Annotated in this window: 27 protein-coding genes and 7 pseudogenes; 17 read left to right on the forward strand and 17 right to left on the reverse strand. The window is 57.8% G+C overall.

Features of this window, described 5'->3' with window-relative positions:
* Window positions 1-238 precede the first annotated feature (238 nt).
* Window positions 239-568: a helix-turn-helix domain-containing protein gene (locus tag V7S54_RS30785; protein WP_336409751.1), complete on the reverse strand. Its 330-nt coding sequence runs from the start codon at window positions 566-568 to the stop codon at window positions 239-241.
* 35 nt (window positions 569-603) lie between these two features.
* Here V7S54_RS30785 and V7S54_RS30790 point away from each other — a divergent pair, with 35 nt between their 5' ends.
* Complete coding sequence (locus V7S54_RS30790; protein WP_336409752.1) at window positions 604-1,494, forward strand: LysR family transcriptional regulator; 891 nt, start codon at window positions 604-606, stop codon at window positions 1,492-1,494.
* Window positions 1,495-1,536: 42 nt separating this feature from the next.
* On the opposite strand, the gene V7S54_RS30795 is transcribed toward V7S54_RS30790, so the two are convergent.
* The 5 genes and pseudogenes from V7S54_RS30795 to V7S54_RS30815 all read right to left on the reverse strand — a co-directional run bounded on the left by V7S54_RS30795 (window position 1,537) and on the right by V7S54_RS30815 (window position 5,636).
* Entirely contained in the window at window positions 1,537-1,860 is a 324-nt protein-coding gene (locus V7S54_RS30795) for a helix-turn-helix domain-containing protein (protein ID WP_336409753.1), read from the reverse strand.
* Window positions 1,850-2,209, reverse strand: a pseudogene (locus tag V7S54_RS30800) (type II toxin-antitoxin system RelE/ParE family toxin). Before V7S54_RS30800 ends, V7S54_RS30795 begins: the two are co-directional and overlap by 11 nt.
* A 27-nt stretch (window positions 2,210-2,236) precedes the next feature.
* A pseudogene (locus V7S54_RS30805) lies at window positions 2,237-2,996 on the reverse strand (hypothetical protein); the annotation flags it as partial.
* Window positions 2,997-3,016: 20 nt separating this feature from the next.
* Window positions 3,017-4,792, reverse strand: a complete 1,776-nt coding sequence (locus tag V7S54_RS30810; RefSeq protein WP_336409754.1) for an adenylate/guanylate cyclase domain-containing protein — start codon at window positions 4,790-4,792, stop codon at window positions 3,017-3,019.
* Between the two features lie 499 nt (window positions 4,793-5,291).
* Window positions 5,292-5,636: a heavy metal-binding domain-containing protein gene (locus V7S54_RS30815; RefSeq protein ID WP_065375096.1), complete on the reverse strand. Its 345-nt coding sequence runs from the start codon at window positions 5,634-5,636 to the stop codon at window positions 5,292-5,294.
* A 214-nt stretch (window positions 5,637-5,850) separates the two neighbouring features.
* On the opposite strand from V7S54_RS30815, the gene V7S54_RS30820 reads away from it, so the two are divergent.
* From V7S54_RS30820 to V7S54_RS30830, 3 genes are all read left to right on the forward strand, one after another.
* Window positions 5,851-6,105 (forward strand): FitA-like ribbon-helix-helix domain-containing protein, encoded by a 255-nt coding sequence (locus tag V7S54_RS30820; RefSeq protein ID WP_065375095.1) that lies wholly within the window; start codon window positions 5,851-5,853, stop codon window positions 6,103-6,105.
* Window positions 6,102-6,554 carry a type II toxin-antitoxin system VapC family toxin gene (locus tag V7S54_RS30825; RefSeq protein ID WP_336409755.1) on the forward strand — a complete coding sequence of 151 codons (453 nt, stop codon included), beginning with the start codon at window positions 6,102-6,104 and terminating at the stop codon, window positions 6,552-6,554. Before V7S54_RS30820 ends, V7S54_RS30825 begins: the two co-directional genes overlap by 4 nt.
* A gap of 181 nt (window positions 6,555-6,735) precedes the next feature.
* A complete protein-coding gene (locus V7S54_RS30830) occupies window positions 6,736-6,981 on the forward strand; it encodes an NAD-dependent epimerase/dehydratase family protein (RefSeq protein ID WP_336409756.1) in 246 nt (81 codons plus the stop codon).
* Window positions 6,982-7,293: 312 nt separating this feature from the next.
* Here the strand turns inward: V7S54_RS30830 and V7S54_RS30835 are convergent, their stop codons facing one another.
* The gene (locus tag V7S54_RS30835) at window positions 7,294-8,193 is read right to left on the reverse strand and encodes a LysR family transcriptional regulator (RefSeq protein ID WP_336409802.1); all 900 of its coding nucleotides are present in this window, start codon (window positions 8,191-8,193) and stop codon (window positions 7,294-7,296) included.
* 106 nt (window positions 8,194-8,299) lie between these two features.
* On the opposite strand from V7S54_RS30835, the gene V7S54_RS30840 reads away from it, so the two are divergent.
* The 5 genes from V7S54_RS30840 to V7S54_RS30860 all read left to right on the forward strand — a co-directional run bounded on the left by V7S54_RS30840 (window position 8,300) and on the right by V7S54_RS30860 (window position 11,327).
* Window positions 8,300-9,040, forward strand: a complete 741-nt coding sequence (locus V7S54_RS30840; RefSeq protein WP_065375092.1) for an SDR family oxidoreductase — start codon at window positions 8,300-8,302, stop codon at window positions 9,038-9,040.
* Window positions 9,041-9,149: 109 nt separating this feature from the next.
* Window positions 9,150-10,049 carry an SDR family oxidoreductase gene (locus tag V7S54_RS30845; protein ID WP_336409757.1) on the forward strand — a complete coding sequence of 300 codons (900 nt, stop codon included), beginning with the start codon at window positions 9,150-9,152 and terminating at the stop codon, window positions 10,047-10,049.
* A gap of 114 nt (window positions 10,050-10,163) precedes the next feature.
* Window positions 10,164-10,658 (forward strand): DUF1097 domain-containing protein, encoded by a 495-nt coding sequence (locus V7S54_RS30850; protein ID WP_336409758.1) that lies wholly within the window; start codon window positions 10,164-10,166, stop codon window positions 10,656-10,658.
* A gap of 74 nt (window positions 10,659-10,732) precedes the next feature.
* The gene (locus V7S54_RS30855; RefSeq protein WP_336409759.1) at window positions 10,733-11,002 is read left to right on the forward strand and encodes a hypothetical protein; all 270 of its coding nucleotides are present in this window, start codon (window positions 10,733-10,735) and stop codon (window positions 11,000-11,002) included.
* A 163-nt stretch (window positions 11,003-11,165) separates the two neighbouring features.
* The gene (locus tag V7S54_RS30860) at window positions 11,166-11,327 is read left to right on the forward strand and encodes a Thivi_2564 family membrane protein (protein ID WP_176707576.1); all 162 of its coding nucleotides are present in this window, start codon (window positions 11,166-11,168) and stop codon (window positions 11,325-11,327) included.
* Window positions 11,328-11,705: 378 nt separating this feature from the next.
* On the opposite strand, the pseudogene V7S54_RS30865 reads toward V7S54_RS30860, so the two are convergent.
* Window positions 11,706-11,939 (reverse strand): annotated as a pseudogene (locus tag V7S54_RS30865) (leucine zipper domain-containing protein); the annotation flags it as partial.
* An 84-nt stretch (window positions 11,940-12,023) separates the two neighbouring features.
* Complete coding sequence (locus tag V7S54_RS30870) at window positions 12,024-12,392, reverse strand: hypothetical protein (RefSeq protein WP_234793083.1); 369 nt, start codon at window positions 12,390-12,392, stop codon at window positions 12,024-12,026.
* A 197-nt stretch (window positions 12,393-12,589) separates the two neighbouring features.
* Between V7S54_RS30870 and V7S54_RS30875 the strand changes: the two genes are divergently transcribed.
* From V7S54_RS30875 to V7S54_RS30900, 6 genes and pseudogenes are all read left to right on the forward strand, one after another.
* Window positions 12,590-12,985 (forward strand): hypothetical protein, encoded by a 396-nt coding sequence (locus V7S54_RS30875; protein WP_336409760.1) that lies wholly within the window; start codon window positions 12,590-12,592, stop codon window positions 12,983-12,985.
* A gap of 105 nt (window positions 12,986-13,090) precedes the next feature.
* Window positions 13,091-13,225 carry a hypothetical protein gene (locus V7S54_RS30880; RefSeq protein ID WP_336409761.1) on the forward strand — a complete coding sequence of 45 codons (135 nt, stop codon included), beginning with the start codon at window positions 13,091-13,093 and terminating at the stop codon, window positions 13,223-13,225.
* 347 nt (window positions 13,226-13,572) lie between these two features.
* Window positions 13,573-13,862: pseudogene (locus tag V7S54_RS30885) on the forward strand (DUF1488 domain-containing protein).
* Window positions 13,856-14,668, forward strand: coding sequence for a transglutaminase-like domain-containing protein (locus V7S54_RS30890; RefSeq protein ID WP_336409762.1), 813 nt, complete (start codon window positions 13,856-13,858; stop codon window positions 14,666-14,668). The pseudogene V7S54_RS30885 and the gene V7S54_RS30890 overlap by 7 nt, the downstream one beginning before the upstream one ends.
* 51 nt (window positions 14,669-14,719) lie before the next feature.
* Window positions 14,720-15,163, forward strand: a pseudogene (locus tag V7S54_RS30895) (Na+/H+ antiporter NhaA); the annotation flags it as partial.
* A gap of 35 nt (window positions 15,164-15,198) precedes the next feature.
* Window positions 15,199-15,468, forward strand: a pseudogene (locus V7S54_RS30900) (DUF1003 domain-containing protein); the annotation flags it as partial.
* Between the two features lie 588 nt (window positions 15,469-16,056).
* Here the strand turns inward: V7S54_RS30900 and V7S54_RS30905 are convergent.
* The 5 genes and pseudogenes from V7S54_RS30905 to V7S54_RS30925 all read right to left on the reverse strand — a co-directional run bounded on the left by V7S54_RS30905 (window position 16,057) and on the right by V7S54_RS30925 (window position 21,442).
* A complete protein-coding gene (locus V7S54_RS30905) occupies window positions 16,057-17,835 on the reverse strand; it encodes an SLC13 family permease (RefSeq protein WP_336409763.1) in 1,779 nt (592 codons plus the stop codon).
* A gap of 538 nt (window positions 17,836-18,373) precedes the next feature.
* Entirely contained in the window at window positions 18,374-19,111 is a 738-nt protein-coding gene (locus tag V7S54_RS30910; protein ID WP_058329891.1) for an NYN domain-containing protein, read from the reverse strand.
* Window positions 19,112-19,227: 116 nt separating this feature from the next.
* Window positions 19,228-19,416: pseudogene (locus V7S54_RS30915) on the reverse strand (hypothetical protein); the annotation flags it as partial.
* A gap of 31 nt (window positions 19,417-19,447) precedes the next feature.
* Window positions 19,448-21,082: a chaperonin GroEL gene (gene groL, locus V7S54_RS30920; RefSeq protein ID WP_336409764.1), complete on the reverse strand. Its 1,635-nt coding sequence runs from the start codon at window positions 21,080-21,082 to the stop codon at window positions 19,448-19,450.
* A 48-nt stretch (window positions 21,083-21,130) separates the two neighbouring features.
* Window positions 21,131-21,442 carry a co-chaperone GroES gene (locus V7S54_RS30925; RefSeq protein ID WP_336409765.1) on the reverse strand — a complete coding sequence of 104 codons (312 nt, stop codon included), beginning with the start codon at window positions 21,440-21,442 and terminating at the stop codon, window positions 21,131-21,133.
* Window positions 21,443-22,730: 1,288 nt separating this feature from the next.
* On the opposite strand from V7S54_RS30925, the gene V7S54_RS30930 reads away from it, so the two are divergent.
* Window positions 22,731-23,168, forward strand: a complete 438-nt coding sequence (locus tag V7S54_RS30930) for a YybH family protein (protein ID WP_234793078.1) — start codon at window positions 22,731-22,733, stop codon at window positions 23,166-23,168.
* A 294-nt stretch (window positions 23,169-23,462) separates the two neighbouring features.
* On the opposite strand, the gene V7S54_RS30935 is transcribed toward V7S54_RS30930, so the two are convergent.
* Both V7S54_RS30935 and V7S54_RS30940 read right to left on the reverse strand, forming a co-directional pair.
* Window positions 23,463-23,846, reverse strand: a complete 384-nt coding sequence (locus tag V7S54_RS30935) for a type II toxin-antitoxin system VapC family toxin (RefSeq protein WP_336409766.1) — start codon at window positions 23,844-23,846, stop codon at window positions 23,463-23,465.
* Window positions 23,843-24,043, reverse strand: coding sequence for a type II toxin-antitoxin system VapB family antitoxin (locus V7S54_RS30940; RefSeq protein WP_013851145.1), 201 nt, complete (start codon window positions 24,041-24,043; stop codon window positions 23,843-23,845). The genes V7S54_RS30935 and V7S54_RS30940 overlap by 4 nt, the downstream gene beginning before the upstream one ends.
* 357 nt (window positions 24,044-24,400) lie before the next feature.
* Here V7S54_RS30940 and V7S54_RS30945 point away from each other — a divergent pair, with 357 nt between their 5' ends.
* Window positions 24,401-24,943 (forward strand): isochorismatase family protein, encoded by a 543-nt coding sequence (locus V7S54_RS30945; RefSeq protein ID WP_057248299.1) that lies wholly within the window; start codon window positions 24,401-24,403, stop codon window positions 24,941-24,943.
* Window positions 24,944-24,959: 16 nt separating this feature from the next.
* On the opposite strand, the gene V7S54_RS30950 is transcribed toward V7S54_RS30945, so the two are convergent.
* The gene (locus V7S54_RS30950) at window positions 24,960-25,808 is read right to left on the reverse strand and encodes a PhzF family phenazine biosynthesis protein (RefSeq protein ID WP_336409767.1); all 849 of its coding nucleotides are present in this window, start codon (window positions 25,806-25,808) and stop codon (window positions 24,960-24,962) included.
* Between the last annotated feature and the right edge of the window lie 154 nt (window positions 25,809-25,962).

Consider the following 25,962-nt stretch of genomic DNA (forward strand, 5'->3'; position numbering starts at 1 on the left):
CCATAGAGTGCAGTGCAGTGATGCGCTCGCCGCCTGCCGCTCCTCCTAGTCATGGAAGGTTCCTGGTCGAATTTGAGGTGGACAGCTAGAAGTTCCGCCGCAGGCAGGATGATGCCGTTTTCACGCCAGCGTCGTTGGCGCGGAGCTGGTGAAGTTTGTCGTTCAACACATGTTCCCGCAATCGCATAATGTATCGACCGGAACCGCCCGCGGGTCAGCGAGCGCGTGGGCGCAAAGGCTAGTCCAATTCTGCCTTCCGCATGATCTCAAACGGATCTGCGCCGATCGCGCGGCTGACCTTCACGAACTCAGCAGGATCCAACCGGCGCTCCCCAAGTTCAAACTTGGAAACGAACGTTTGCCGTTGGCCAATGCGCTCCCCCAATTCGACTTGAGTGATGTTCGCCGCTTTGCGAGCTGCGATAAGCCCGTCAATCATTCGGCCGTAAACAATTGCGTGGAACGAAGACAAATTGGTGCGCCAGTTTGAGAAAACTGACGCCTTCAATAAAACCGATTTTCGGATACCCCAAAATAGGGTATTAATGGTTGCACGGGGGCGGATCACTCGCGTTTTCGTGGGCCGAAAATCGGAGCATGGACATGGAACTACGTCAGCTTTCCTATTTCGTTGCGGTGGCCGAGGAGCTGCATTTCAATCGGGCGGCTACGCGGATGTGCATCGCGCAGCCGGCGTTGAGTTCGCACATTCAGGCGCTGGAGAAGGAGCTGGGTGTACGGCTGCTGGAGCGATCGACGCGCAGGGTCGAGCTGACGCGGGCAGGGGAGGTGTTCTATGACCGCGCAGTCCGGATCATCGGCGATGTCGGATTGTCGGCCGAGGTGGCGCGATCGGTGGCAGGGAAGGCGGCGCGCACGATCAAGATCGGAACCGTCTATCCGGCAACGACCGGCGTGTTGCCGGCGTTCCTCGCCCGCATCGGCCGGAAGTTTCCCGATGTCGCTTTGCATGTGACGAGCGGCTCGACAAGCGACATTATCCGCGGACTAGAAAACGGCCAGATCAATCTCGGCTTTATCCGGCCGGTCGAAAACATCGGCTCCTTGCGCTTCTTCTCGATCGCGCATGAGCGCTATCTGCTGGCGGTCGAAAAGACGAGTCCGCTCGCGCTTCGAAGCGAGATCGACATTGAGGACCTTCGCTCCGAGAAGATCATCGCCTTTTCCCGCCAGAACCTTTCCTATTCGGAGCGCTATTTCTCGGAGATGTTTGAGACCCATGGTCTGACCGGCAACATCGCCTATAGCTGCGATGACACCTTCTCGCTGGTATCGCTCGTCTCCGCCGGTCTAGGTATCGGCTTTGCGCCTGAATGGACGAAGGACCTGCCGAACCGTAACTTCGAGCTTCGTCCCGTGCGCGGTATCGATCTCAAGATCGGTCTCGGTGTTGCCTGGAATAAGGAGGATCCGACCGCATCACGGGACGATATCATCGATATTGCCCGGTCTCTGGCTCGGCCGGGTAGGTGAGGGAAGTTAGGCGCTGGATGGAAGCCGGATGGCCTTCCGCAGTTAAGACAGCATTCCGAGACCATGCTTTTGCACGATCGAGAGCAGCTTTAATGCGGGGCCGCTCGGCCGTTTAGCGCCGGTTTCCCACTTTTGTACCGTCGACTCGCTGGTGTTTAGATAGCGCGCGAAGACTGGCTGGCTGACATGATTATTCTCGCGCAGCGCCTTGATCTCGCTTGGCGTCAGTTCCTGTGGGATGGACAGGCAAGTCTCATCGAAGGTCTTCATGGTTTCCTTGTCGATGGTGCCTGCCGCGTACATGTCTTCGACGGCGCTATGGATCGCCTCAAAGGCATCGCTCTTGAATTTGCGCTTAGTCGCCATTGCAAATCTCCAATAGGGCGCGGTCCCGTTTTCGGCATCAAGCTCGGCCTGCGTCTTGCGCCGATAGAGTTCGGCGAGCTTCCGGAATGCCAGGAGCTCGTCGTCATCGATGTTTGCGCGGTCCTTCTTCGCGAACAGATAGGCGAACACCCAGGACTCACCGGCTTTTGCCAGAACGATCGAACGATGCAGGTTGTCGTTGAGCCGCTTCTTGAACACGCCGCCACCGAGATCATCAGCCTGTCCGCGTGCGACTTGCTCAATCGCCTTGCAAAGGGCCTTGGTCAGAGATCCGCGCCTTCTTCGCTGCCTTGGAAAACCACGCCGTTTTGAAAGTCCGTTCTGACATCGCTTCATATAGCACTAGGTGCTACACCTAGCAAGTTGTCGAGAAAAGTTGTGGAGAATACGCCGCTTCCCATACCTGATTCAAAATCTTGGCAGCAAGAGCCGCTTTGTCTTGTGGCAAGAAGCGCTCTAGCGGTTGGCGACCATCTCCGGCGTATCTTGGATTGCGTAGCTTGCCTGCTCGTAGGACCCGGTCTGCTTCAGGATATGAGTGGCAAGGACGTCGCGGACATTGTGAGGACCATACGGAAGCAAGCCCATGATTGCGCCGCGACCAGCGTACGGGTTGTAGATCCCATAGGGTTGGATTGCAGTCCGCCACGCCTCGTAGAAAGTTGTCTGGTTATAAGAAACGTCTTTGCTCGTGGTTTTGACCGTCTTCACGAATAGGGTGCCCGGATCTTCGGCACCGGCAAGCAGCAAGGCGCGGTGCCACTCGATGTAGGCGCTCAGATGAGGGTACAGGTCCTGGAGGTTGGGGAGAACCAGACGGAACGGCTTCCCAAAGAATGAAGAGTTCGCATTCTTGAAGCCGTTGGAGGGGATCAGAACTTCTCAGCCGCCACCTCTCTCGCTCCAGCGGATCTCACCACGCTTCATGTCTTCAAGACGGCACTCCGACGTCGGGAAATGTCCCCGCGGGCAATCAAGAAGTCGCCTGAGGTTCTTCTGGCGGAGACCGAGACGGAGGCCGAGGCGAAGCATGAGGAAGGACCGGCGGCTTCAGCGGTTGGTCGGGGATAGCGATGCTCGTCCGGCATCCGCCTGATGATTTCGTCGGTGCTTTTGTGCTGGCAGTACGACGCGATTATTCTTCGATACGACGCTTCTCTCCCGGGGGAAGCCCATGCTCGATCAACCTGTCGAGGTAGTCGCAGTAAGGACTGCCTTCATAGAATGGGTGGGCCGCCTCTCGGACGTATTCCGCATTCAGGTTTGGAAACTTCTTCAAAGCGTCAGAGATCCAGATCTTTACTTCATCGGTATTGCCCGCCCTGAGGGCGAGCAACGCTGCCCCAATGAATGGATAATAGGTTGTGCGTTCGAAGGACGCGCCTTCCCGTAGATGCATCCGGGCCGTTGAGAGGTCATCGGGCTCGCCCCTCAGCATTAAGCCAATACCGAGTAGTGTCTTGAACGCAAACGTAGATGGATCGTGAGGACTGAGATCGATGGCATTTTGTGCGGCCCTAATCGTCGTATCGGCGTCCCTGAGCCGCACAGCTGCCATTCCATGTGCGAAGTGAAGAAACGCGTAGTTGGGATTTAATGCAAGGCCCTGTTCAGCGACAGGCATGGCCTCAGCCGCTCGCCCGTCCACCGTAAGAAGGAGCGACATCATCGCGTACGCGATATCGCTCCGCCTGTCGATTTCTAATGCCTTCGTGGCGAACGATAATCCTTCCTTGACAGCGACAGGCACGTCTGCGGCACGCCCCCAAAGGACGAGTGCGTATCGGTGACGAGCTAAATAGGCGTAGGGAAGTGCGAAATTCGGATCGTGTTCGAGAGCTTGTCGAAGGAATTTCTCGGCAGTGGCTTGAGAACCTGCTTCGAAGGAAAGCAATTCAGCAAGGCCGCGGTGACAAAGTTCCCAAGCAGTAAGGTTGTCGGTCGATTTGGCGAGGGCGAGGCCCCTTTCGTGCGCTCCCAGTTCTGGTTCGATGCCCGCGATAATTCGGCGCGTTATCTCATCCTGCACATCAAAAAAATCGGCGATCGGACGATCCCACCGCTCGGCCCAGATGTGTGCTCCGGACAGCGCGTCGATTAGCTGTACAGTAATCCTCAACCGATCACCTGACCGCCGAACCGATCCTTCCACGACATAGCGCACACCAAGTTCTCGGGCGATCTGGCGTACGTCCTTAGCTGTTCCCTTGTAGGCGAAAGTCGAGTTGCGAGCGATCACGAACAACCATCGAAAGCGACCTAGTTCCGTGATGACGTCTTCGACCAGTCCGTCGACAAAGAAGTCCTGATCGGGGGTGGCAGAAAAATTTTGAAATGGGAGAACCGCGATCGAAGCACGTTCCTGCCCAGAGAGCCGAACCGGGCTCGGCGCCGTGCCGTCCACCTCGACCTGCCACACGTCAATTGGTTCGGGGATGTTCTTAACGGACTGCGGCCCGAGCCGCGTCATCCCAGCCTCTATCTTGCCTTGCACATGATCGTAGATTGCACGAGATATGCAGATGCCTCCGGCGGGTGCGATGGTTTCCAAACGCGCAGTGATGTTGACGCAGTCGCCGAGGATGTCGTCCCCATCGATCACCACGTCTCCCAGATGAATACCGATCCGGAAACGCAGACGTCGGTCTTCCCCTTGAGGAGACTCGCGCGAGATCAAGTTGCGCTGCATTAGAAGAGCCGCTCTTACCGCCAACACTGGCGATGAGAAATCGACTAGGAGCCCGTCGCCCATGGTTTTGACGATGCGGCCACCGCCTTCCATAATCGCCGGGTCAATCACGCAGGTTCGCGCGTCGCGCAGCCGCGAAATGGTGCCTTCCTCGTCCGCCGCCATGAGACGAGAATAGCCGACCAAATCGGCAGCCATTACTGTGGTAAGGCGACGTTCCATGCTTGCCCCTCCGCCAAGAAAATACAGTATCGCCTGACAAGCAAATGCGAAAGCGCTCCTGAACCGCGCCAATTAGTTGTCGGTTTTAGAACTAATGTCCATCCGGTAGAAGGCCGCTCCCGACTTGTGACCTGAGTCGTTGCAACTCCATTCGCTCGCCAGCGATCCAACGCTGCGAGCGACCGGTACTCTCGATATTGGGGTTTGAGACGTCATGATCGGCCGCCGAGATCGATGAAATCCCCGGCTTTGGGGTGTCGGATAGCGTTAGAAACAAGGCCGCGCCGCGAGACAAAGGGGTTGATAGGCTATGCATTGCGCCCTTGTTGTAAAGCACCCCGATGTCACCCATGATGGAGCGATCGGCTGCCGAGATATCGTGGTGACGGCTAGCCACTTGGTTGAGCGTGGCATCGGTCCCGATGAATGTCACCGGAGCCCGCTAGGCAGGGTCGAGCGTTCGACTTGGTTCAAGACGCGAGATTTGTATGGGAGTGGTCTAGGAAACCTCTGATGCTGCTGCCAGCTTCACGGCGGTTCCGGTAACCACCACAAGTAGCATGCCGTACTTGCCGCCGCCCGCCAGTTCCTGGAAATCGAGATCTATTCCTACAACCGCATCAGCGCCAAGATTGCGTGCTTCGACTGTTAGCTCATCGAATGCTGCCTTGCGGCTGTCGGCGAAAACCTTTTGCTGGGCCTTTGCCCGTCCGCCGACGAGATCGCGGACCTCCGTGAAGATGTCCTTAAAGATGTTCTGGCCGAACGCGACTTGAGCCGAGACAATGCCGAGGCATTCTGTGATCTCTCGACCGGGCACCATTGGTGTGGTTGCCATAACCATTGGCGCCGGAGCGGGATGCTCGGACTTTAGACGCTTTTCTTCCTGAATCTGGCAGTTGCGGCAAAGTCGTTTTCAGATATGGCCACTGCATGGCGTCGGTTTCGGTTTAGGCTCTTGCTTGCCTTCCATTCTGGCACTCAAACTTCGAAAACTTGCAGAATGACTGCACCGGAACTATATTGCAGTCAGTGAAGGCGACTGCGAGGGTCTGACTATGGCTATCCTGACAGTACGAAATGTACCTGATGAAGTGCACCGGGCTTTGCGCGTCCGGGCGGCGATTCACGGCCGCAGCACAGAGGCGGAAGTCCGCGAGATTTTGGAACGGGCGGTAAAGCCCGAACAGCGTGTTCGCATCGGCGATGCCTTGGCTGAGCTGAGCGGGCGGCTTGGCCTGACCAATGATGATTTTGAAGTGTTCGACCAGGTGCGAGATAAAGCGCCGGCGGAACCAATGAGGTTTGAATGATCGTCCTGGACACGAATGTCGTCTCGGAGGCGATGAAGCCGGCCCCGGATTTGGCTGTGCGCAATTGGTTGAATGACCAGGTAGCCGAAACCTTGTATCTGTCCAGTGTAACGCTGGCGGAGCTGCTGTTTGGCATCGCTGCGCTACCGGAGGGCCGGCGCAAAAAGGCGTTGTCCGACACGCTTGATGGCCTGCTCGAACTGTTCGACGATCGCGTATTGTCATTCGACACTGCAGCCGCTCGGCACTATGCGGACCTTGCGGCAACCGCGCGAGCAGGGGGGAAGGGATTCCCGACACCTGATGGATATATTGCCGCTATCGCAGCCTCAAAGGGATTTACAATCGCGACACGCGATACAAGCCCCTTTGAGGCGGCAGAAGTCCCCATCGTCAATCCTTGGAACCACCCTGACGCTGCCTTGCGCGGTCGCGAAAAGTTGGATTGAATGGGAGCCTGGACGCGCTTGTGATTTCCTTCGCACGGTCCTGGAACAAGCAGAACTTGCCGAAGGGCGTCAATTTCTTGATTTCTAGACGCGCCCCCCGGCGGCATTCTCTGAGTGCCTCATGGAGATCGCGTCATGACGAAAGCGCTAGTTACGGGGGCGATCACGCGCCCCTGGACGCGTGATCGCGACGACGCTCGCAAAAGGAGGCTGGGAGGTGCATGCTCTCGGCCGTGATCGGGTGGTTCTTGAAGAGAAGCGCGGCGACCATGGCATCGCCCCGATGGCAATGGATTTGACCGATCGCGACTATGTTCGTTTCGTTGTCGAAGGAATGGAGCCCGAGGCCGTCATCCACGCGGCATCGGTGGCCCGAGGAAATCGGATTTCTGAGCCTCACGGAGGCGGACATCGATATGGCGCTTGAGGTCAACCTGTCCGCGACGCTGCATGTCACGTGTGCCGTCCCGCCTTCGATGATCGCACGGCGCCATGGCGCCTTTCTGATGGTCGTTAGTGGACAGGCTTTAGAAGGTCCGGGTTCATCATGAGTTTTGGGAGGATAAAATTGCCGAGATCCAGGCGGCTCCATTCTTCTCCCTCGCGACCGCGACCGATGATGCCGTCAGTTGTTCATTCAAGGGCGGTGAGCCGGGTTTTGTGAGAGAGACCGGTCCCGCAACGTTGGAGTGGTCCGATTACACTCGATCCTTCAACCTGACAGGGCGTGCGGGGCCGACTATTCCTGGAGCCGTGCTTCACGGAAGACGCCGGCTAACCAGTCAATAAACACTCGGACCCGCGGAGACAATTGCCTGTTGCGGGGGTAGTAAAGTGACACTGGAGTAGGTGTGGGTGGAATGTTCGGTAGGACGTGGACCAATGAGCCAGTGTCGAGTTCCATCTGGGCGTGATAGCGCGGAATTTGTATCAGTCCGAGACCCTGTCTGGCTGCGGCAATGAAGCTTTCCGCGGCATTGACCGAGACGATCGTCGGAAGCTGACGATAGATGACTTTGCCGTTCACTGAAAACTCCAAAGGGATCAGTGTGCCGGTCGATGATGACCGAAACCCAACCATGACATGCCCATCAAGCGCATCGGCGCTTTGCGGCGTACCATATCGCTTCAGATAGTCGGGCGAGGCGCATGTTACCTCTTCCAGCACGGCGACACGTCGTCCGATCATATCTCCGCCCTGTGGCTCACCAACACGCAGAACACAGTCGATGCCTTCGCGAACGAGATCCACAAACCGATCGCCTTCAGTCATGCAAAGTTCGATATCCGGATATGACTTAAAGAAAGAGGGAAGGTTCGGCATGACGAAGTGCCGCGCAAGCGTCCCATGTACATCAACGCGGAGAAGTCCTTTCGGGACCGCTCCTGCAAATGCTCCTTCCGCATCCTCGATGTCATCAAGGATTGAGATGCAGCGCTGGTAATAGGCTTCACCGTCGAGCGTTGAGCTGACGTGCCGGGTTGTTCGTTGCAGAAGGCGCACCCCAAGGCGCGCCTCCAATTGTTTGACGGCATCCGTAACGGTGGAGCGTGGAAGCCCAAGATCCTCTGAGGCCGCAGTAAAGCTTTTGCGCTCCACCACACGACTGAAAATTCGCATCGCATCCAGCCTGTCCATTGTTCGCAGTCCCCGCATAGTATTGGCGGATAATGCATGATTATCCGCAGAACGGATAGTGACATCTTCCTCCTTGTCAACAAGCGCTGAGCGCAAAGGAGAACAAATGTCCATCACCACGAACCAGGTCGCCATCGTTACCGGCGCATCCCGCGGTATCGGCGCAGCAATTGCTGAGCGCCTTGCAGCCGACGGATTCACGGTTGTCGTCAACTATTCGGGCAGTGCAGCGCCTGCTGAGGATCTCGTCCGCAAGATTGAAGCCAAGGGTGGCAAGGCAATCAGTGCCCAGGCTGATGTGTCCGACGCGATTGCAGTGGCTCGCATGTTCGACTCGGCGGAAGCCGCGTTCGGCCACATCGATGTACTCGTCAACAACGCCGGGATCCTGAAGACACTGCCCCTTGCTGAAACTAGCGACGAAGAGTTCGACCGCCACTTCGCCATCAACGCCAAGGGCACGTTCAACACGATGCGGGAAGCTGCAAAGCGCCTTCAGAGCGGCGGCCGCATTGTCAACTTCTCTTCGACGACGCTGGCTCTGAACATGCCGGGCTACGCGGTTTACAACGGCACCAAGGCCGCCGTTGAGGCCTTCACCCACGTCTTCGCCAAAGAACTGCGTGGCCGCAACATCACGGTCAATGCTGTGGCTCCCGGCCCCATCGCCACCGAGCTGTTCCTGAACGGCAAGTCCGATGAACTGATCGCCCAGTTTGCGAAAATGCCGCCGCTCGAACGCCTCGGCCAACCGGACGACATTGCCAACGTCGTATCTTTCCTCGCCGGCCCTGACGCTGGCTGGGTTAACGGCCAGATCGTTCGCGCCAATGGCGGCGTAGCCTGACCTCGGTCGGTTCCCCAGATTTCAATCAGTGAGCCGGGCGGGTTTGAACACTCGCCCCTCCTTACCGCCCAACATTCCCCCAATCTGACAGATACGAAGGATAGTTCCCATGACTAAGCAAGTTATCGTCATCACCGGTGCCTCCAGCGGTTTCGGTGCCCTCACAGCCCGCGCGCTCGCCAAGGCCGGCCACACTGTCTACGCCGGGATGCGCGCTACCACCGGACGAAACGCCAAGGCCGTTGCCGACGCGGCGGCCTTCGCCAAAGACAACGGCGTCGACCTTCGCTCCGTGGAACTGGACGTCGGCTCCGACGCATCGGTAGAAGCAGGAATTGCCACGATCATCGCAGATGCCGGTCGCCTCGATGTCGTTATGCATAACGCCGGTCATATGTCGTTCGGGCCGGCAGAAGCGTTCACGCCAGAGCAATTCGCCGAACTCTTCGACATCAACGTTCTGTCCACACAGCGCGTGAACCGCGCCGCACTTCCTCACATGCGCCGCCAAGGCAAGGGTCTGGTAGTTTGGGTCTCCTCCTCGAGCACTCGCGGCGGCACTCCACCGTACTTGTCTCCCTACTTTGCAGCGAAGGCGGCTATGGATTCGCTTGCTGTATCTTACGCAGCCGAGTTGACCCGTTGGGGGATTGAGACATCCATCATCGTTCCGGGTGCGTTTACCAAGGGCACCAATCACTTTGCTCATTCCGGCTCGCCGGCCGACACAGTGCGTGCAGCTGAATACAACGAAGGCCCTTACAAAGGCGTTCCGGAACAGGCTTTGCAAGGTCTTGCAGCGCTTGAGCCCGCCGATGTGGATGCCGGATCGGTGGCTGTCGCAATCGTCGACGTGATCGACATGCCATTCGGCAAGCGGCCCTTCCGTGTTCACGTCGATCCCTCACAGGATGGTGCTGAGATCGTCAATGGCGTTGCCGATCGCGTGCGGGCGGAAATGTTCCGCAACATCGGCCTGCAGGACCTGTTGAAGCCGGCCAATCTGTAAACATCGCAAACGTTGAAGCAGTCCCAATCGTGACGTTGGGGCTGCTCCTCCAGATCGCGCACTATCACCTCCCGATTGCGGGTTTCCCACCACCGATGAAAACTGGAAAACGAGATGACTGACAAATCGAAAAACAAACCCATCCTGACGACCCTGAGATTCCATGCCATTACGCTAATCGCCGCCGTAGTTGCCGCGTTCGCGGCCACGTCTTCAGCAAGCCTTGGTTGGCCGGTTTGGGCAATGTTTATGGGATGGGTCGCGTTCTACACGCGTGGGCACTCTGCAAAGGACGCCTTCTGCAGCTATCTTTGCCTGGCGGCCGGAATAACAATGGGAGTGGCAGCCGTGCTGGCAGTAGGAATGTTAATCCCCGCGACTGGGCCATTGGCTTTCGGGATTGTCGTGTTCGTCGTTGCGATGCTTGTTGTATCGCTGCGAGTGGTCGCTCCACTCAACAACATTCCAGCCTACTTCCTCGGCTTGATCACCTTTTTTGCAGCGCATCTCGAACCAGGTCTCCTTGCAGTCGCCGAACTCCTATCCGTCAGTGGTCTCGGTTCCGTTGCGGCCTGGTGCGCATCCCGCCTTCAGCGGCAGGTGGCGTAAAGGAACATTCCTCGCGTCCGGTCGCCCCGCTGATTGGACGCGAGGTCTCACATCAAAATAGAGGATGTCGTGAAATGCATACCATCAAAGTCATTGCGGCGGGGCTCTTTGTTTGCGCCGGCATAATGCTGCTTTCCAAACTGTGGACGACAACAAAACCTTTGACGGGTGCAGCATTAAGCGTCTTCCTGGCCATCTGGTTGATCATTTCTGTCGTCAATCTTTGGATCGGTGTCTACCGTGCCGGCTATTCGATCGCAGAGGAACTTCCGATCTTCGCTCTCGCGTTTTCCGTTCCCGCCATCGCAAGTCTGTTTGCCGCCTGGTTTCTGATAAATAATTAGACCTCCGGGGACGGCGAAGGGTACGGCACCAACCTGGAGCTGAACGAACCTTTGTCGACGTGGCCTCGATGCCGCCGCGTCCATGCCGCTCTTCCCATTATAGAACTCAGCCATATTTACACCTTCACTGCCGGAAGGCGGTTCCTTCAAAGGGACCTGGGGCATGTCCATCATAATCAGCATCCTGATCACGGCCCTTGTCATCGCCTTGGTGCTGTATCTCGTGCAAAAACTTCCGATTGACTCGACGATGAAGCAGATGGCTCAGATCGTCGTTGTAGTCGTCGGCATAGTCTTGTTGCTCAGCTCGCTGGACGTATTCTGATCAGTGCACGGGGCTTGCCATTACTCGACTCAGCCGACGCCACCGGCCGGGAGTTGCTCTCAGCCCGCTTTTCCCGCCTTTGCGGTGCGGATTGGCGAAGGCGTCAACAAACCTGCGCGCCAGCCGGGGTTGCAAATCGCAAAAGGCTCAATTGTCGAACTGCTGAGCCGGCTCGCTTGAGCAGCGCTAGATGTGGAGCCTCAACAGGTTGTCCTCGGTTAGACCGAGGCGACTGATGGGTGTTTTGGACTTTAGGCTGAGGGTTTTCCTGAGGTGCTTGAGACCGAGGTGACGGCAAGCCCTGGCGAAGGCTTTCGATCTGTAGCAGGAGCCATAGCACCTACGGAAGGAGCGAGTGGACGCCGCTGAGACAGCGGTGCGCTCGACGACAATCCTTCCGGTCTGGCGCGGCATGCGGCCCGGCCGCGACGAGCGGTCCGCCATGCCGGCGCGTCCATCGCACTGGTAGCGCTCGATCCACCGCGCCACAATCTTCGCCGACACGCCGTAGACCTGCGCCGCCTCGGCCTTGGAAAGACGGCCTTCGCTGACCGACCGTGCCATCTCCTCTCGACGCAATGGCGCCAAACGGGCGTTCTTGTGGATGTTCATTCGGACCCTCCGGTGCGTGCTGAAGCCTGGTAACTCCAGTCTCCCCGGTCCGCTCCGAACGGACAGCCTCCTGAAAGCTCACAGCTAGAGCAACTCATTCCGGTCCTTGGTCGCTCTTGCCCGCCGCCTTCTGCCCTGCGTGTCATCACCACTCCTGCCTTGAGTTTCGCTGCGCGGCGCGCCGCCTTCATTATCCCATTCTTCAAGCGAAACCCTCCTCCGCGCCGCGGAAGCAGGATCCGGGGTGTCGACGTCAAAACCCGCCACGGATGCTTCGCTGGTGATTGCATCCATGAGATCCGTGTCTGAAATATCCAGATCAGGGAATACGCGCCGTACTGCACCTAGGGCTTCAGACGTCGCAAAAGGCCGGGCTTCTTTCTGACACGCGCTCAGAAAGGCGCCGATCGCCGCGCGCACCTCAGGCGATATCGTTCGGGAGTGCTTTCTCATCATCACCTCCCAGTGCATGAGGCCTCTGAATCTAAACGCCGCCTGCGTCTCATAGTTCCTGGTTCCTGGCGAACTGCTACCGCCGGCGCAGACGGATGGGAGGCCTTCTCGCAGCAAACCCTGCGGATTAAGGGAGTGAATTGTATCCAATTGAGACCTCTCCTTACTGTCGGCCGAAAACAAAGACGCCGAGGACCTTGTTTAAAGCCCATTTGAGGCCAATGATGAACGCTACAGACATTCTGCAGCGCAATGACAACCCGACCCGCCGCGACGCAGCAACACATCTCTTTACCGTCGGTCAAGCCGTTCGGCTGAAGGGCGAGCATCGTGGATCGGCTCTGCCAGCGGACGTCTACCACTTCACCTTCATGCGCCCGCCGAGCGACGGTTCGACGCAATACCGCATTCGAAACGACGACGAACGTCATGATCGGGTGACGACGAAGGGCAGGCTCGAACCGGTGTGCATGGCGTCGGCCGATGACGGCGCAACTCTCACCGAAAGGATGTTCGGTCATGGCCAACGGACAGAAACGCAACAATCGCGAAATCAGAAAGCCGAAGCAGAAAAAGGCTTCGCCCAATCTTGAAGGCCAGTTCGGCAACCAGGTCAGGGCCGCCGCGACCGCCAAAGCATCGTTCGGCAAGGGCAAGCACTGACAATACGACGCTTCTGCAGAACGGAGAGCGTGGCGATGAAGATCGTGATTGAGTTCTACCGGATCCGAAATGTGGACGACGCGCATGCGGTCCTGGAAGCTGCCGATCTCGACGAGGCGATAGAGTTTGCGCTGGAGCTTTCGAGGACGCTCGACATGCCACAGCCATGACCATCGCCGACGGTGATGGAAGCACGATCCATTCAAGCAGGCTCGACTCCATCGATAATCTTGATGAAAGGCCACCATCATGAACGCCCGCCGCAATGAAATTGAAGCCGGGCGACATGCACTTGCGATCAGCATCTGGGAAAATGAAGGTGGGACGTCAGCACCCTAATGGATCATCAATACGGCCGCCACATTGAAACGGATCGCCCCTGGAGGATCTATCACGTCTCCATAGGCGCACCGGCGCCTGTCGACGACAACGTTCGCTATATAGAGCGGCGGATAAAGCGGATCAGCCTATCGGCACCAACGCGGCCCGCGTCGCGCGAAACAGAGGTTCGCTGATGATGACGCTGTTACTTCCGAATCCGAGCCGCAGCGTCGATGAAAAGCGAAACGCCGTGCGCTTCATCGGCATGACGGTATGTTCGAGGTGCGGTTCTTCGTCGAGGCCGAGGCGCTCGTGATGGCGGATGCCGAATTGGGCAGGTCGGAAATCTCGGAATCGAAGCTCCTTTCTGCTTTCGACGCGTTGCGCCTTTCCATCTACAAAGTCGCACGCAAGGCCTATTCCAGTGGCCGCGATTCCTACACACTGACCGCCGCCGATTTCCACCAGGATGGATTCAGATGCTGATCCGCTACGGCTATGAGATCACCATGAACTTCCAACAACCGACCGCGTTGGTATGCCTGCTGTCGGTCCACGAGGATCGCGCGGCCGATATCCGGGTTCCTGAAACGATATTCACTGCCCCCGATGTGCCGACATCGACCTATCGCGATCTCTTCGGCAACCGATGCCGGCGGCTTGTCGCGCCGGCGGGTGACCTGACGATATGGGGCGATGCCACAATCGAGGACGACGGCAAACCGGACAAAGTGCTGCCAGCCGCTCAGGAGCTCCCAGTGCCGGAGTTGCCGGACGATTGCCTCACCTACCTCATGGGCAGCCGCTATTGCGAAACCGACCGTCTCAGTCAGAGCGCTTGGGACATGTTCGGCACGGTCGCGCCCGGTTGGGGTCGTGTGCAAGCGATCTGCGATTTCGTCCACCACCATATCCGCTTCGACTATATGCAAGCCCGGTCGACGCGGACGGCCTTCGAAGTCTTTCATGAGCGCGTTGGTGTCTGCCGCGACTTCGCACATCTTGCGGTCACGCTTTGCCGCTGTCTCAACATTCCCGCGCGCTATATCAACGGTCATCTCGGCGACATCGGCGTCCCGGTCTTCGACCCGATGGATTTCAGTGCCTGGTTCGAGGTCTTCCTGGACGATGGATGGCACACGTTCGATCCGCGCAACAATACGCCGCGTGTCGGCAGGATCGTGGTTGCGCGCGGCCGTGACGCGGCCGATGTCCCTCTCATCAACTCGTTCGGGCCGCACGTCCTCAAGTCGTTTCGGGTGTGGACTTATGAGGTGCCGGCCTTGCAATAGCCCGCTGGGAACATTGCCAGTCGCGATCAAAACGCAGGAACGGTTCACGGCATGAAGGACAGCTTCTCACAGCTTCCAAGGGAACCCGCGGATCGGCTTACTAAGCCATTCATTCGATTCCTCCGCATTGAGGCTACGGCGGGCATTATCCTGCTGCTCAGCACGCTCTTGGCGCTAGGCCTCGCAAACACAGCGTGGTCGTCGTCGTTCCTCGCCTTATGGGAGATGCCCGCGGGCGTCAGAGTTGGCGACATCGAGACCTATCGTTCTCTGAAGCACTGGATCAACGACGGGCTGATGACGCTCTTTTTCTTCGTCATCGCCCTTGAGCTAAAGCGCGAGCTGGTGCTGGGGGAGCTACGCAATCCGCGAATAGCCGCTCTACCCATCGCCGCCGCTCTCGGGGGAATGGCTGTGCCGGCCGGACTGTTTTCGCTGCTTGTCGGCGGCGGGGCGGGTGCGAGCGGCTGGGGCACCGTGATGTCCACGGATACGGGTGGCGGCATCTGGCTGGCATTCGACACTTCGGGCGTTATCTCTTCATCTTTCTCAATCTCATTCTATCGATGCTGGCAGCCGTTCAAGCACCCGTGATCATGATGAGCCAGAACAGGCATTCAATCAAAGATAGGGTCGATGCGACACACGACTACGAGGTTAACCTGAAGGCGGAAATTGAGATCATGGCGCTGCATGACAAGCTGGATCAGATGCGCGACATTGAACTGAAATCCCTGATTGACAAGCAACAGCAACAAATCGAGCTGCTGGCAGGACTTCTCATCAATCGCAACAAATAGGTCGTTGGCGCATGTCACTCAGATAGTCTTCGGACGAATGCCAATTCCCTTGGCTACCTTGGGTCGAACAGGTAGACCGCAATTAGCAAGGCCCATGGTTTGAGACATTCGCTAGCCTGACAAAGAACGAACTCACAAGCGCTTCACGGCCCGTCACTTGTCCATGCTCATGGTGAGAAAATGGGAAGCTATCCCGGTGGCGTCTCCTCCGCGCCCCAATTAAGGGCACCGGGTTCCCACCACTCTTCGTACGCAGTTGAGTATGCCCCACGCGTGTTTCTTCGCGGCGTGTTCGTGGAGTTCGCGGTACCTACCCTCAATGACTAAACATCTCCATCGGTGCCGATCAATGAAATGCTCGATCTCGACGCATACAAGCGGATTACTCCGCATGAATTCAATCTTGCTTCCCGGCGTCGGAAAGCTGAAAATTCGGCGCTCTCGGTCTTATCGTATTTCTATTGGGTGGACACGGCGGCATTGGCGCCTCGGCGTCGTGGCGATCGATCTGCTCATTCTGGTCCCGACGGGCAGACTTTAGGCTGACGCCACGGTGAACCTGAAATCGGAATTGAAACGACGCTTGCGCTAAACGGGCGGCCAAAACCACAGGATCAGAGGCACGCCGATTAAGACCACAATGAACGAGAGCGGCAGCCCCAACTTCCAATAGTCGCCGAAGCGATAGCCGCCGGGGCCCAGCACCAGGGTGTTGCACTGGTGTCCAACAGGCGTGAGAAAATCACAAGCCGCCCCCACCGCGACTGCCATCAGAAATGCATCCGGATTGTAGCCAAGGCGCTGAGCAAGGGTCACCGCGATCGGGGCGACTACGAGAACGGTGGCTGCATTGTTCAGAAACGGGGTTGCTGCCATTGCGACCATCATGATCATTGCAAGGGCCCCATAGGGGGGCAAGGTGGTAGCAAGTTGAGCAAGGCCGCCGGCGATAAGGTCGGCACCACCGGTCGCGCGGATCGACTCGCTTACAGGAATGAGAGCGCCCAGCATTATCAGGATGGGCCAATCGACAGCCTCGTAAGCTTCCCGAAGCGAAAGTGAGCCGAGCAGTACCGTCAGCACAGCAGCCGTAAAGAAGGCCGTGGCGACGGGCAGCAGGCCGAATGCCGTTAGCACCATGGCACCAGCCAGGACCACCACCGGAATCAGACCTTTTCGGGGATTCCCCAAGCGGATTTCGCGCCCGGCCAACGGAAGAAGACCGAGTTCCATCAACCTGTTCGGGAGAAGCACGAGATCGCCCTTCAAAACGAGAACGTCGCCTGATCTTAACACGATGTCGCGCAATCGATCAGTGAATCGCTCGCTGCTTCGGCTTACTGCGAGCAGATTGATGTTGAAGCGATCATGCAGCGCCAAACGCTTGGCGGTTTGCCCGATCAAGACTGATTTCGGGCCGATCACCGCCTCAATTCCTGCAATCTCCTCGTCGGTTCCCTTCGCTTCCGTGGGGCGGTCGTGCCCCTCCAGTTCCAGACGTGCACGACTGATGCCTCGCTCGAGCGCCTGAGGGTCTCCCTCCAACAGAACGATATCCCCTTGTCGGAGTTCGACGTCCGGCAGTGGAGTCACGCGCTCGACCCGATTGCGAATGAGGCCAGTGACAAGGACCTCCTCGTCCAACAAGATCGACAGGTGGCTGATCGACTTGCCGATGACGGACGAAGTGGCAGTAACACGCGCCTCTGTCATGTAGTCCTGGATGTTCAGCGCCTTCTCCATTGTCGCGACCGCCTTGCGTTCCTTGGGAAGCAGCCGGTAGCCAAACGCCAGAAAGACTACTCCCGCTGCGGCAAGCCCTATGCCGACGGGGGTGAAATCGAACATGTTGAATGGGCGGCCCGTCAGTTCCTCGCGCATCCGGGAGACGACGATGTTCGGCGATGTGCCGACGAGGGTCATGAGCCCGCCAAGCAGGGAACCAAACGCCATAGGCATGAGAAAAGACGAGGGGGAAGCTTTCGACCGACGCGCCATCTGGAATGCGACTGGGATCATCATCGCCAGTGCGCCGATGTTCTTGATGAAGATGGAGAGAACCGAGACAGTCGTCACGAGAATGACAACCTGACCCTGCACAGAGGTCACGCTGGGCGCCACCCGATGGAGCAATGCCTCTAGGACGCCACTGCGCTCAATCGCGGCGCTGACGACAAGCGCGCTGGCTACAATGATGACAATATCGTCCCCGAAGCCGGAGAACGCTGCCTTGTGCGGCACGATACCGGTGAAAACTGCGGCAAGCAGCGCGAGAACTGCAATGAGGTCGTAGCGGAGCCGTCCCCATATGAAAGCGACCATTAGGCTGATCAGAATGGCGAAGGCGAACGCCTGAGCCTGTGTCATGGATAAAGTCCCGACCTACTTTTCCCAATGCCAGGTCCATTTTACTCGCCTGAAAGAGCTAATGTCGGGATAACTTACCAGCTTCATTCAACGGCGCGGCACCCCGAAAGTCCGTCCAGGGTGTTATTCAGCTTCGTAGAGCGGATGCACGCATGATTAGGCGACTACAGGATGCTTCCGAACAAGACCGAATAGACAATCACAGCAATCGCCAGCGTAAACGCAAGCGATACGGACAGGCGCGTGAAATCGTAGGTACCGACGCGGGCGGGGGAACACCCGTAGCGTTTTTTTTGACGGGAGGCCCGCGGTACGCGTCCTTAACATACCGTCGGCTGAAGCCCAATTATGTCGGAGATCGCTACTCCATGCTGCAGAGCCCGCTACGGAGCTGATACGGCCGTTTGCACTCCCAGGCGTTACCGGAAGAATCGAGATGTGCATTCTCAGGAATACTTGATCTCTGAACCCGGCGACCGCAACGGCTGATTTTGGCGTCTGGTGCGAATTTAGGTTGGAGGGCGTATGCCTGCAATCGCTACTGGGCCTTGGTTCCTTGCTTCAGGCGAATGCTGACGGGTCTACCCTCCGCCTGCTGGACCTCGAACTTGTTTGTTTTTCGGATGAGGTCGCTGAGCTTTCGAAACCCGAAGGTGCGCGGATCAAAGTCTGGTGCCAAGTTGAGCAGTTGCTTGCCAACGGTACCGAGGTTTACCCACCCTTCCTCGGTTTCCTCTTGGGCAAGAACTTTTTTTATCAACGGCACGGCGGCGCTCACCGGTTGCAAGGACTTTGCGGCTGATGCGGCATCCTGTTCGTCTTTCCCTGCGCCTGCGAGCAGGTTCTCAGTGTAGATGAATCGGCGGCAGGCCTGCCGGAAGCTCTCCGGAGTCTTTTGTTCGCCAAAGCCAAAAACGTCGATGCCCTGCTCGCGAATACGGGCGGCCAAACGCGTGAAATCGCTATCGGACGAAACGAGGCAGAAGCCATCAAACCGACCACTATGCAGCAAATCCATGGCGTCGATCACCAGCGTAATATCTGAAGCGTTCTTGCCGGTCGTGTAGGCGAACTGCTGCTGCGGAATGATCGCGTGTTTCGCAAGCACATCCGCCCATGCCTTGGAACGCGTGCCCGAGAAATCGCCGTAAATGCGGCGGACGCTGGCCTCCCCGATCTTTGCCACCTCTTCGAACAACCCGTCGGCGATCTTTGCCGAGGTGTTGTCGGCGTCGATAAGGACCGCAAGGCGTGGTGATCGAGGCTCAGACGGCATGCTTTGCTCCTCTCGTCCAATCGTCAAAGCTTAGCAGCCGCTTCGCCATCGCACTATCCGGCTTTCCAGCCAGCACTCTTGTTCGCCCGCATCAGTGCCATCAGCATCGGGCAGAGCGAGAATTCCCCTCGCCGCGCCGCTGCGCGTGACGTACCGCCCGTCACCCAGCCCGCCCAGATGAATCCGATGATCATCGTGGCGACCGCCGTGGCGACGCAGGCCCATACGAGAAACGTCTTGGATGGCTGGTAGCTCTCGAAACGCTGGGTGATCGAGACGGTTGCTGTTTGGGCTCCGCCGCCCAGCCGTGCTGACCGAACGATCCAGGCACTGTTCTCAGTATCCCATCCCACCCATGCCGCCGTTACCGGCCGGCCGGGAGGATTCTCTTGAGGGAATGTCGGCGATCATCGCTTCGGCAGTGATCAGAAGCGCCGCGATTGAGCCGGCGTCCTGCAAAGCGGTCCGCACGACCTTCGCCGGGTCGACGATGCCGGCTTTGATCATATCGACATAGGTCTCCGTCTGCGCGTCAAAGCCCTGGTTGTGATCCCTGCTGTAGGTGAGTTTTCCCACGACGATCGAGCCTTCGACACCGGCGTTCTCGGCGATCTGCCGGATCGGGGTTTCAAGCGCCCTGAGCACGATCGAGATGCCCGCTGTGACGTCCGCATTCGCTCCCGTCAGTCCGACCAGGACCGACCTGGCGCGGAACAGGGCAACACCACCGCCAGGAACAATGCCTTCCTCAGCCGCGGCGCGCGTGGCGTTTAGCGCATCGTCGATGCGGTCCTTCTTTTCCTTGACCTCGATTTCGGTCGCACCGCCGACGCGGATTACCGCGACGCCGCCGGCGATTTTCGCCAGGCGTTCCTGCAGTTTTTCCCTGTCATAGTCGGAGGTCGTCTCCTCGATCTGTGCCTTGATCTGCTGGATGCGCGCCTGGATGGTCGCTTTATCGCCGGAGCCGTCGATGATCGTGGTGGTGTCCTTCTCGATCAGCACGCGCTTGGCGCGGCCGAGCATGTCGAGCGTAACGTTTTCGAGTTTGATGCCGAGATACTCGGAGATCATCTGGCCGGCCGTGAGGACGGCAATGTCTTCCAGTATGGCCCTGCGGCGGTCGCCGAAGCCCGGCGCCTTGACGGCAGCGACCTTCAGGCCACCGCGCAGCTTGTTTACGACCAGCGTCGCCAGAACCTCGCCCTCGACATCCTCGGACAGGATCAGCAACGGTTTGCCGCTCTGCACGATCGCCTCGAGTATCGGCAGCACCGCTTGCAAATTGCCAAGCTTCTTTTCGTGGATGAGGATGTAGGGGTCCTCCAACTCCACGCGCATCTTCTCGGCATTGGTGACGAAATAGGGCGAGAGATAGCCGCGGTCGAATTGCATGCCCTCGACTACGTCGAGTTCGGTCTCGGCAGTCTTGGCTTCCTCGACGGTGATGGCGCCTTCATTGCCGACCTTGTCCATCGCCTTGGCGATCATCTCGCCGACTGCCGCGTCGCCATTGGCGGCGATGGTGCCTACTTGCGCAATCTCGCCCGAGGACTTGACCTTCTTGGCGCGCGCCTGGATTTCCTTGACGACAGCAGCGACACCAAGGTCGATGCCACGCTTGAGATCCATGGGGTTCATGCCGGCGGCGACGAGCTTGACACCTTCGCGCAGGATGGAGGCAGCGAGCACAGTCGCCGTCGTGGTGCCGTCACCGGCGAGGTCGTTGGTCTTAGAGGCCACCTCGCGCACCATCTGCGCGCCCATGTTCTCGAACTTGTCGGCCAGCTCGATTTCCTTGGCAACGGCGACGCCGTCCTTGGTGATGCGCGGCGCGCCATAGGCCTTGTCGATGACAACATTGCGGCCCTTGGGACCCAGCGTCACCTTGACGGCGTTGTTGAGCAACTCGACACCGCGCAGCATGCGATCGCGCGCATCCGTGGAGAATTTGATTTCCTTGGCAGACATTATGTTCGTCCAGTTCGGTCGTGAGGTTGTGGGGTCGGAAATCGACCGTCAGGCAGCTTTGTTGGCCGCGACGGTCTTTTCGACGATGCCCATGATGTCGGCCTCGTTCATGATCAAATCCTTGCCGTCGATCTTGACATCGGTGCCGGACCATTTGCCGAACAGGATCGTATCACCGGCCTTAACGTCGAGCGGAATCAGCTTGCCGCCTTCATTACGCGTGCCTAGATCAACGGCGATCACTTCGCCTTTCTGCGGCTTTTCCTGGGCAATGTCGGTAATGATGATGCCGACCTTGGATTTGAGATCGCCTTCCGAGCGCCGGATGACGACGCGGTCATGGAGTGGACGGAATTTCATGGAGATTCTTTCTGCGGTCGGCGCATAGGGCGACTGCAATCCTTCATAGCACGATTGGCGCTCGATTGATAGGAGTGCCAAGAAATATTATTTTATACAAGGAATAATGTTGTAAAATATAAGACGATAATTCTGGCCAAGACAGCGCGGGTAATTCTAGGAGTTATACGGATAATACGTTACACTCCACACGCCTTTATTTTGTCTAACTAAAAATTATTAAATACGACTTCGTAAGAAAACCTTGACTACGCCTTTGATTGGACCCCAATCGACTCGTGGAGGTGGGAAAGCCGAGGCACGAAAAGGCTCCACCCATGGCCGAGAAAAACTGGTCTTGCCGGTGCCATTCGGGCCATAGAAAAGGATGATACGCTTCTGGAGATCGAAGGGCTCCGGTGTGCGAAAACCACGGAACGGCCCAAGCGTTGGATGCCGCAAGCGTCTCCATGGCCAAGCCCCGTTAGCCGCGGCGAAGCTGAGCAATGGGCGCCTCGTCCGAGGCCGGACGAACGAGCCCGACCAGATAAGCGGAACGCTGACTGCGATGGCGTGAGGTCTGGGCCAAAGCGTCGAAATTCGCGAGCGCTAGATTGGCAAGGACACCGTACATTCGACGGGATTTCCCTTTCCGGCTGGTGAAGCCTGGCGATAAAGCGCTCAAAGTACTGCTTGGCTGACGCCATGTCCTTCCCCCTCGAACTCCCAGTCAGAGTCCCGACGCTTTTGCAAAACCGAACGCACCAATTCTCCCCACATTCTAGGATTGTATTAGTTAACTTCTGGAATTCGCGTACCCCTTCGCCGTATCTCCGCCAGTTGCAGGGCCCTGGGTCGCAAGGGGCATTCGTGGCTCAAAATGTCGGCCTGGAAGCTGAGCAGAGCTGGCTGGCCTGCATCGTGAGTCAAAATGCACCGGTAGTTGCACCTGGTCTTCCTAAACGATGATGTTTTGGGTGCGTTGAGCCGTTCGGACTTCCGCGCTCATTCGCAGTCAAGGAATACGCGGGTCTGCGGTACGATTCCCTTCAAGGCGAGGGATTTGCAGTCGGCTTGCCGCCATGTCGCTCGGGCAAGCGACGATCGTCTCGAGCGGGAGGAGAGCGGCCATTTACCGGGCCGTCTCAAAACGCTGTCGCGAACCTTGTCTGGCGCCCATGCTATGCTGACTAAGCCAACTTGCGTTGCGCCGCAGTTAGGGAAATTGCCTCCATGTTGCGGACACACGGAATGTTGACCTGCGGGAGTCGCCAGTCCGCATCAGAGATAAAACGACAGGGAGGATGACGTGTCCCTTGACGCCAATGACTTCGATCAAGCAGTTGAAAAATACCACCTGGCTCTCGATGCTTTCATGAAAGGAAACCCCGCGCCTGCGGCGAAGCTCTTTTCCCAACGAGACGATGTAACATTGGGCAATCCCTTTGGCCCTTTCGTGCATGGATGGAAGCAGGTCGTTGAGACGATGGAGCATGCGGCATCGCATTATAGGGACGGCGACGCTATCGGCTTCGAGAACATAGCGAAGTGTGTGACGTCTGAGCTGGCATACCTCGTCGAAGTAGAGCGGCTCAGGTCCAAGGTTGGCGGTCGGAGTGATGTCACCCCTCTGGCGTTACGAGTGACGAGCGTCTTTCGCCCAGAGGACGGTCTCTGGAAGATTGTTCATCGTCATGCCGATCCGATAACGACGGCTCAGCCGGCCGATTCAGTACTCCGCCGATAGACGCGGTTGCGGTTTGGGGATGCGGTTCGATCCCGTACCCCCTTGCTGCGGCAGCGCGGCTATTCTCCGTTCTCTGCCAAGGGGTCGCCCGCGTCATCGGGCTCGCAGCATCGGGCGGCCGCTCTGGGTCGAGAGAAGCCGTTCTTCTCGAGCCCTGTGCACGGCTTTGTTGCGAGGATGTTCACGTTCTGGGCTAAAATGATCGCATAATGTATCAACCGGAATTTTGCGCCCTGTGGCTCGACCCGTTTGACCAGCAAGAGCAACGGCCATGGCCTTTCATTAATTAATTGTTTAGTTCCGCGAATGGGCAGGGGTGTGCAGCGACGCCCCGGCCTTTTGGGCCGCTGCCCTCAAACGCTTGTCTCTTGTCCACAAAGCCACTCGCTGATCGAGGAGAACCGAGGCCAGCAAATGGGCATCCGTGTAGCCAATGCCCATGCTAAAAACGGCGTGGCGATCAATCATCATCATGACTTCGTCGTGCGTTGCGACGAGCGCTTCGCGCTGAGCCAACAGGAATGCTATCACGCTACTGCGATCCCGAAGGCTGCCAAGTGCAAGCTCTCCGCTCACGGCCGGATGGCAGAGGAGACGATCGTCCTCAATAATCCTACGCAGCTCGGCATCGGTATGCCGGAAATGATCAATCCAGATTGAAGTGTCGGCAAGGATCACTTGGCAGCTGCGCTCCGGCGGCGTGGAGCTGCCTCCGCATCCGGCATAGTTCCCCCGAGCGCGATGAGGCGTTTTCCGGACTCCACTCGAACAAGCGTCTCCAATGCCTGGCGGACCAGAGCGGCAGTCTCTTTCGTGCCGGTTAGGGACTTGGCCCTTTCCATGAGAGTGTCGTCGAGGTTGATAGTCGATCGCATGATTGCTTCCTGATTTCGGTGTTATAAATAGCACCATTTGGTGAAGAAATCTACGCCTGAATCGACCGTCGTAGTATTGGAAGTCCGGAATGTGGGCATACCGCGGGCGGGCTCGGAAGCGTAGGGCGAACGCGGCTTAGACTAGCCAACGACATGCGACCGCATCGGCCGCACGAGACTGAAAAACAGCTCAGGGTCGAGGGTTCGTATCCGCTCAAGGCGAGGGATAGGAGACATCCGTGCTGCCGGCTTCCGGTCGTCGAGTGATCTGAACGACCGAGCAGCGGCCCTTTGCGGACATGATTGGCCCATGGTAGGCCCCTTTCGTCGCCTCACGGGGCCTGAGAGGATTGGAAATTGGAACAAGCGCTTGTAATTATCGACATGCAGATGCTGATGCAGCATCGTCTCGATGCAGGGCGCGATCACGTCCACGGTGATGCTCCGGCCAAGATCGCCGCCTTAGCTGCTGAATTCCGCAGGGCTGGACAAAGGGTGATCCACGTTCGCCACAGCGACCCTGATCCAACATCCCCGATGCACCTTGGTTCACCCGCTCAACAGGTGATGCCCTGCGCAGAAGCGCTCGACGACGAACCGATTTTCGTCAAGACGACTTCTTCGCCATTTGCTTCCACCGGGATGGAAAAATATCTCCGCGACAATGGCATCGGCACCCTCGTCGTGACGGGCGCAGTTGCAGGTTTTTGCATCAATACCACAGTTCGAGTTGGATCGGACCTCGGCTTTAGGATGATCGTCGTCCGTGATGCCGTCATGGGCTTTGATATGCCGGACGAGCAGCTATCCGCGCGTGCGATTTTCGATGTAACGATAGCCCATCTCAAATCCGACTTTGCGGAAATCATCGATAGCGATGCGATCGTGGCGGCCAGCTAGTCTTATAACCAGCACTTTAGAAGGCTGCGACGCCCTCGATGCAAGTTGTAACGTCGCCACCGACCCAAATCTGATCTTCGACCAGCTCCACATGAACACGTCCTTCCCGTCCAAGGACGGTACCTTGGCTGGCAATGTATGATGAGGAAGCGATGCCGTTACCAATCAACCATTGAGCAATGCCTGCATTTAAGCTGCCGGTTACCGGGTCTTCAAAACCGGCCGCGGTAAAGGCACGCACCTCGAAATCCGCTTCCCGCCCATCCTTTGTTGGATCCCAGGGGGCAACGACACCGACCCGTAATCCGGACAGGATGGCGAAATCCGGACGAAGCGCGAGGACGTCAGCCCTGGAGCGCAGTTGGACAGCGAGCCAGCCAGGGCCATTGTCCACCCAGTTGGCGTCGACGATGTCATCGGATGTCAACCGCAAGCCTTTGAGGACTAGCTTCAGTGTGTCGAGTTCCACCGGGCCTGATCGGCGCAGTTCGGGGGCTTCGAAGGAAAGTCGTCCATTGTTGCGCCGAATGTGGACTAGTCCCACCTCGCACTCCTGGACAATCTCGCTACTCTTTGGCTTTCCACCAGAAGACAGCCATGTGTGGCAGCTCCCCAAAGTGGGGTGGCCCGCGAAGGGCAACTCAGCAACAGGTGTAAAGATGCGAACGCGGTAGTCGGCATCTGCCGAGTTCGGCTGTAGAAGGAAAGTCGTTTCGCTAAGGTTCGTCCAGCGCGCGAAAGCAGCCATCTCAGATGCGGTTAAAGAATCTGCTCCAATGACAACCGCCAGCGGATTGCCTAGCAAAACTTTCGAGGAAAAGACATCAACCTGCTGGAATGAAAATTTTGTGATTCCGTGTCTCATTGTGATGTCCTGATGCTCTCAATGTATGCGCTGCAGCGTTTCGGTGCAAATTGGTTCACCGCCCGGTTTGGGGCAGCATTTGTCCCTATACCAAAGCTCGAGTAATCTGGAGAGCAGGCCAGATTGAGGTGCCATTATGGTAGGCATGAAATTG

It is taken from the genome of Ensifer sp. CCNWLY38 (assembly GCF_037120565.1).
GTDB lineage: Bacteria > Pseudomonadota > Alphaproteobacteria > Rhizobiales > Rhizobiaceae > Ensifer > Ensifer adhaerens_H.

Coding starts and splice junctions, on each gene's coding strand:
- V7S54_RS30795 (WP_336409753.1), bottom strand. CDS start 1,860: ATGGCGACTAAGCGCAAATTCAAGAGCGATGCCTTTGAGGCGATCCAT.
- V7S54_RS30825 (WP_336409755.1), top strand. CDS start 6,102: ATGATCGTCCTGGACACGAATGTCGTCTCGGAGGCGATGAAGCCGGCC.
- V7S54_RS30910 (WP_058329891.1), bottom strand. CDS start 19,111: ATGCCGTCTGAGCCTCGATCACCACGCCTTGCGGTCCTTATCGACGCC.
- V7S54_RS30790 (WP_336409752.1), top strand. CDS start 604: ATGGAACTACGTCAGCTTTCCTATTTCGTTGCGGTGGCCGAGGAGCTG.
- V7S54_RS30950 (WP_336409767.1), bottom strand. CDS start 25,808: ATGAGACACGGAATCACAAAATTTTCATTCCAGCAGGTTGATGTCTTT.
- V7S54_RS30845 (WP_336409757.1), top strand. CDS start 9,150: ATGACTAAGCAAGTTATCGTCATCACCGGTGCCTCCAGCGGTTTCGGT.
- V7S54_RS30860 (WP_176707576.1), top strand. CDS start 11,166: ATGTCCATCATAATCAGCATCCTGATCACGGCCCTTGTCATCGCCTTG.
- V7S54_RS30870 (WP_234793083.1), bottom strand. CDS start 12,392: ATGAGAAAGCACTCCCGAACGATATCGCCTGAGGTGCGCGCGGCGATC.
- V7S54_RS30925 (WP_336409765.1), bottom strand. CDS start 21,442: ATGAAATTCCGTCCACTCCATGACCGCGTCGTCATCCGGCGCTCGGAA.
- V7S54_RS30820 (WP_065375095.1), top strand. CDS start 5,851: ATGGCTATCCTGACAGTACGAAATGTACCTGATGAAGTGCACCGGGCT.
- V7S54_RS30905 (WP_336409763.1), bottom strand. CDS start 17,835: ATGACACAGGCTCAGGCGTTCGCCTTCGCCATTCTGATCAGCCTAATG.
- V7S54_RS30815 (WP_065375096.1), bottom strand. CDS start 5,636: ATGGTTATGGCAACCACACCAATGGTGCCCGGTCGAGAGATCACAGAA.
- V7S54_RS30880 (WP_336409761.1), top strand. CDS start 13,091: ATGAAGATCGTGATTGAGTTCTACCGGATCCGAAATGTGGACGACGCG.
- V7S54_RS30840 (WP_065375092.1), top strand. CDS start 8,300: ATGTCCATCACCACGAACCAGGTCGCCATCGTTACCGGCGCATCCCGC.
- V7S54_RS30890 (WP_336409762.1), top strand. CDS start 13,856: ATGCTGATCCGCTACGGCTATGAGATCACCATGAACTTCCAACAACCG.
- V7S54_RS30855 (WP_336409759.1), top strand. CDS start 10,733: ATGCATACCATCAAAGTCATTGCGGCGGGGCTCTTTGTTTGCGCCGGC.
- V7S54_RS30810 (WP_336409754.1), bottom strand. CDS start 4,792: ATGGAACGTCGCCTTACCACAGTAATGGCTGCCGATTTGGTCGGCTAT.
- V7S54_RS30850 (WP_336409758.1), top strand. CDS start 10,164: ATGACTGACAAATCGAAAAACAAACCCATCCTGACGACCCTGAGATTC.
- V7S54_RS30835 (WP_336409802.1), bottom strand. CDS start 8,193: ATGGACAGGCTGGATGCGATGCGAATTTTCAGTCGTGTGGTGGAGCGC.
- V7S54_RS30940 (WP_013851145.1), bottom strand. CDS start 24,043: ATGCGATCGACTATCAACCTCGACGACACTCTCATGGAAAGGGCCAAG.
- groL (WP_336409764.1), bottom strand. CDS start 21,082: ATGTCTGCCAAGGAAATCAAATTCTCCACGGATGCGCGCGATCGCATG.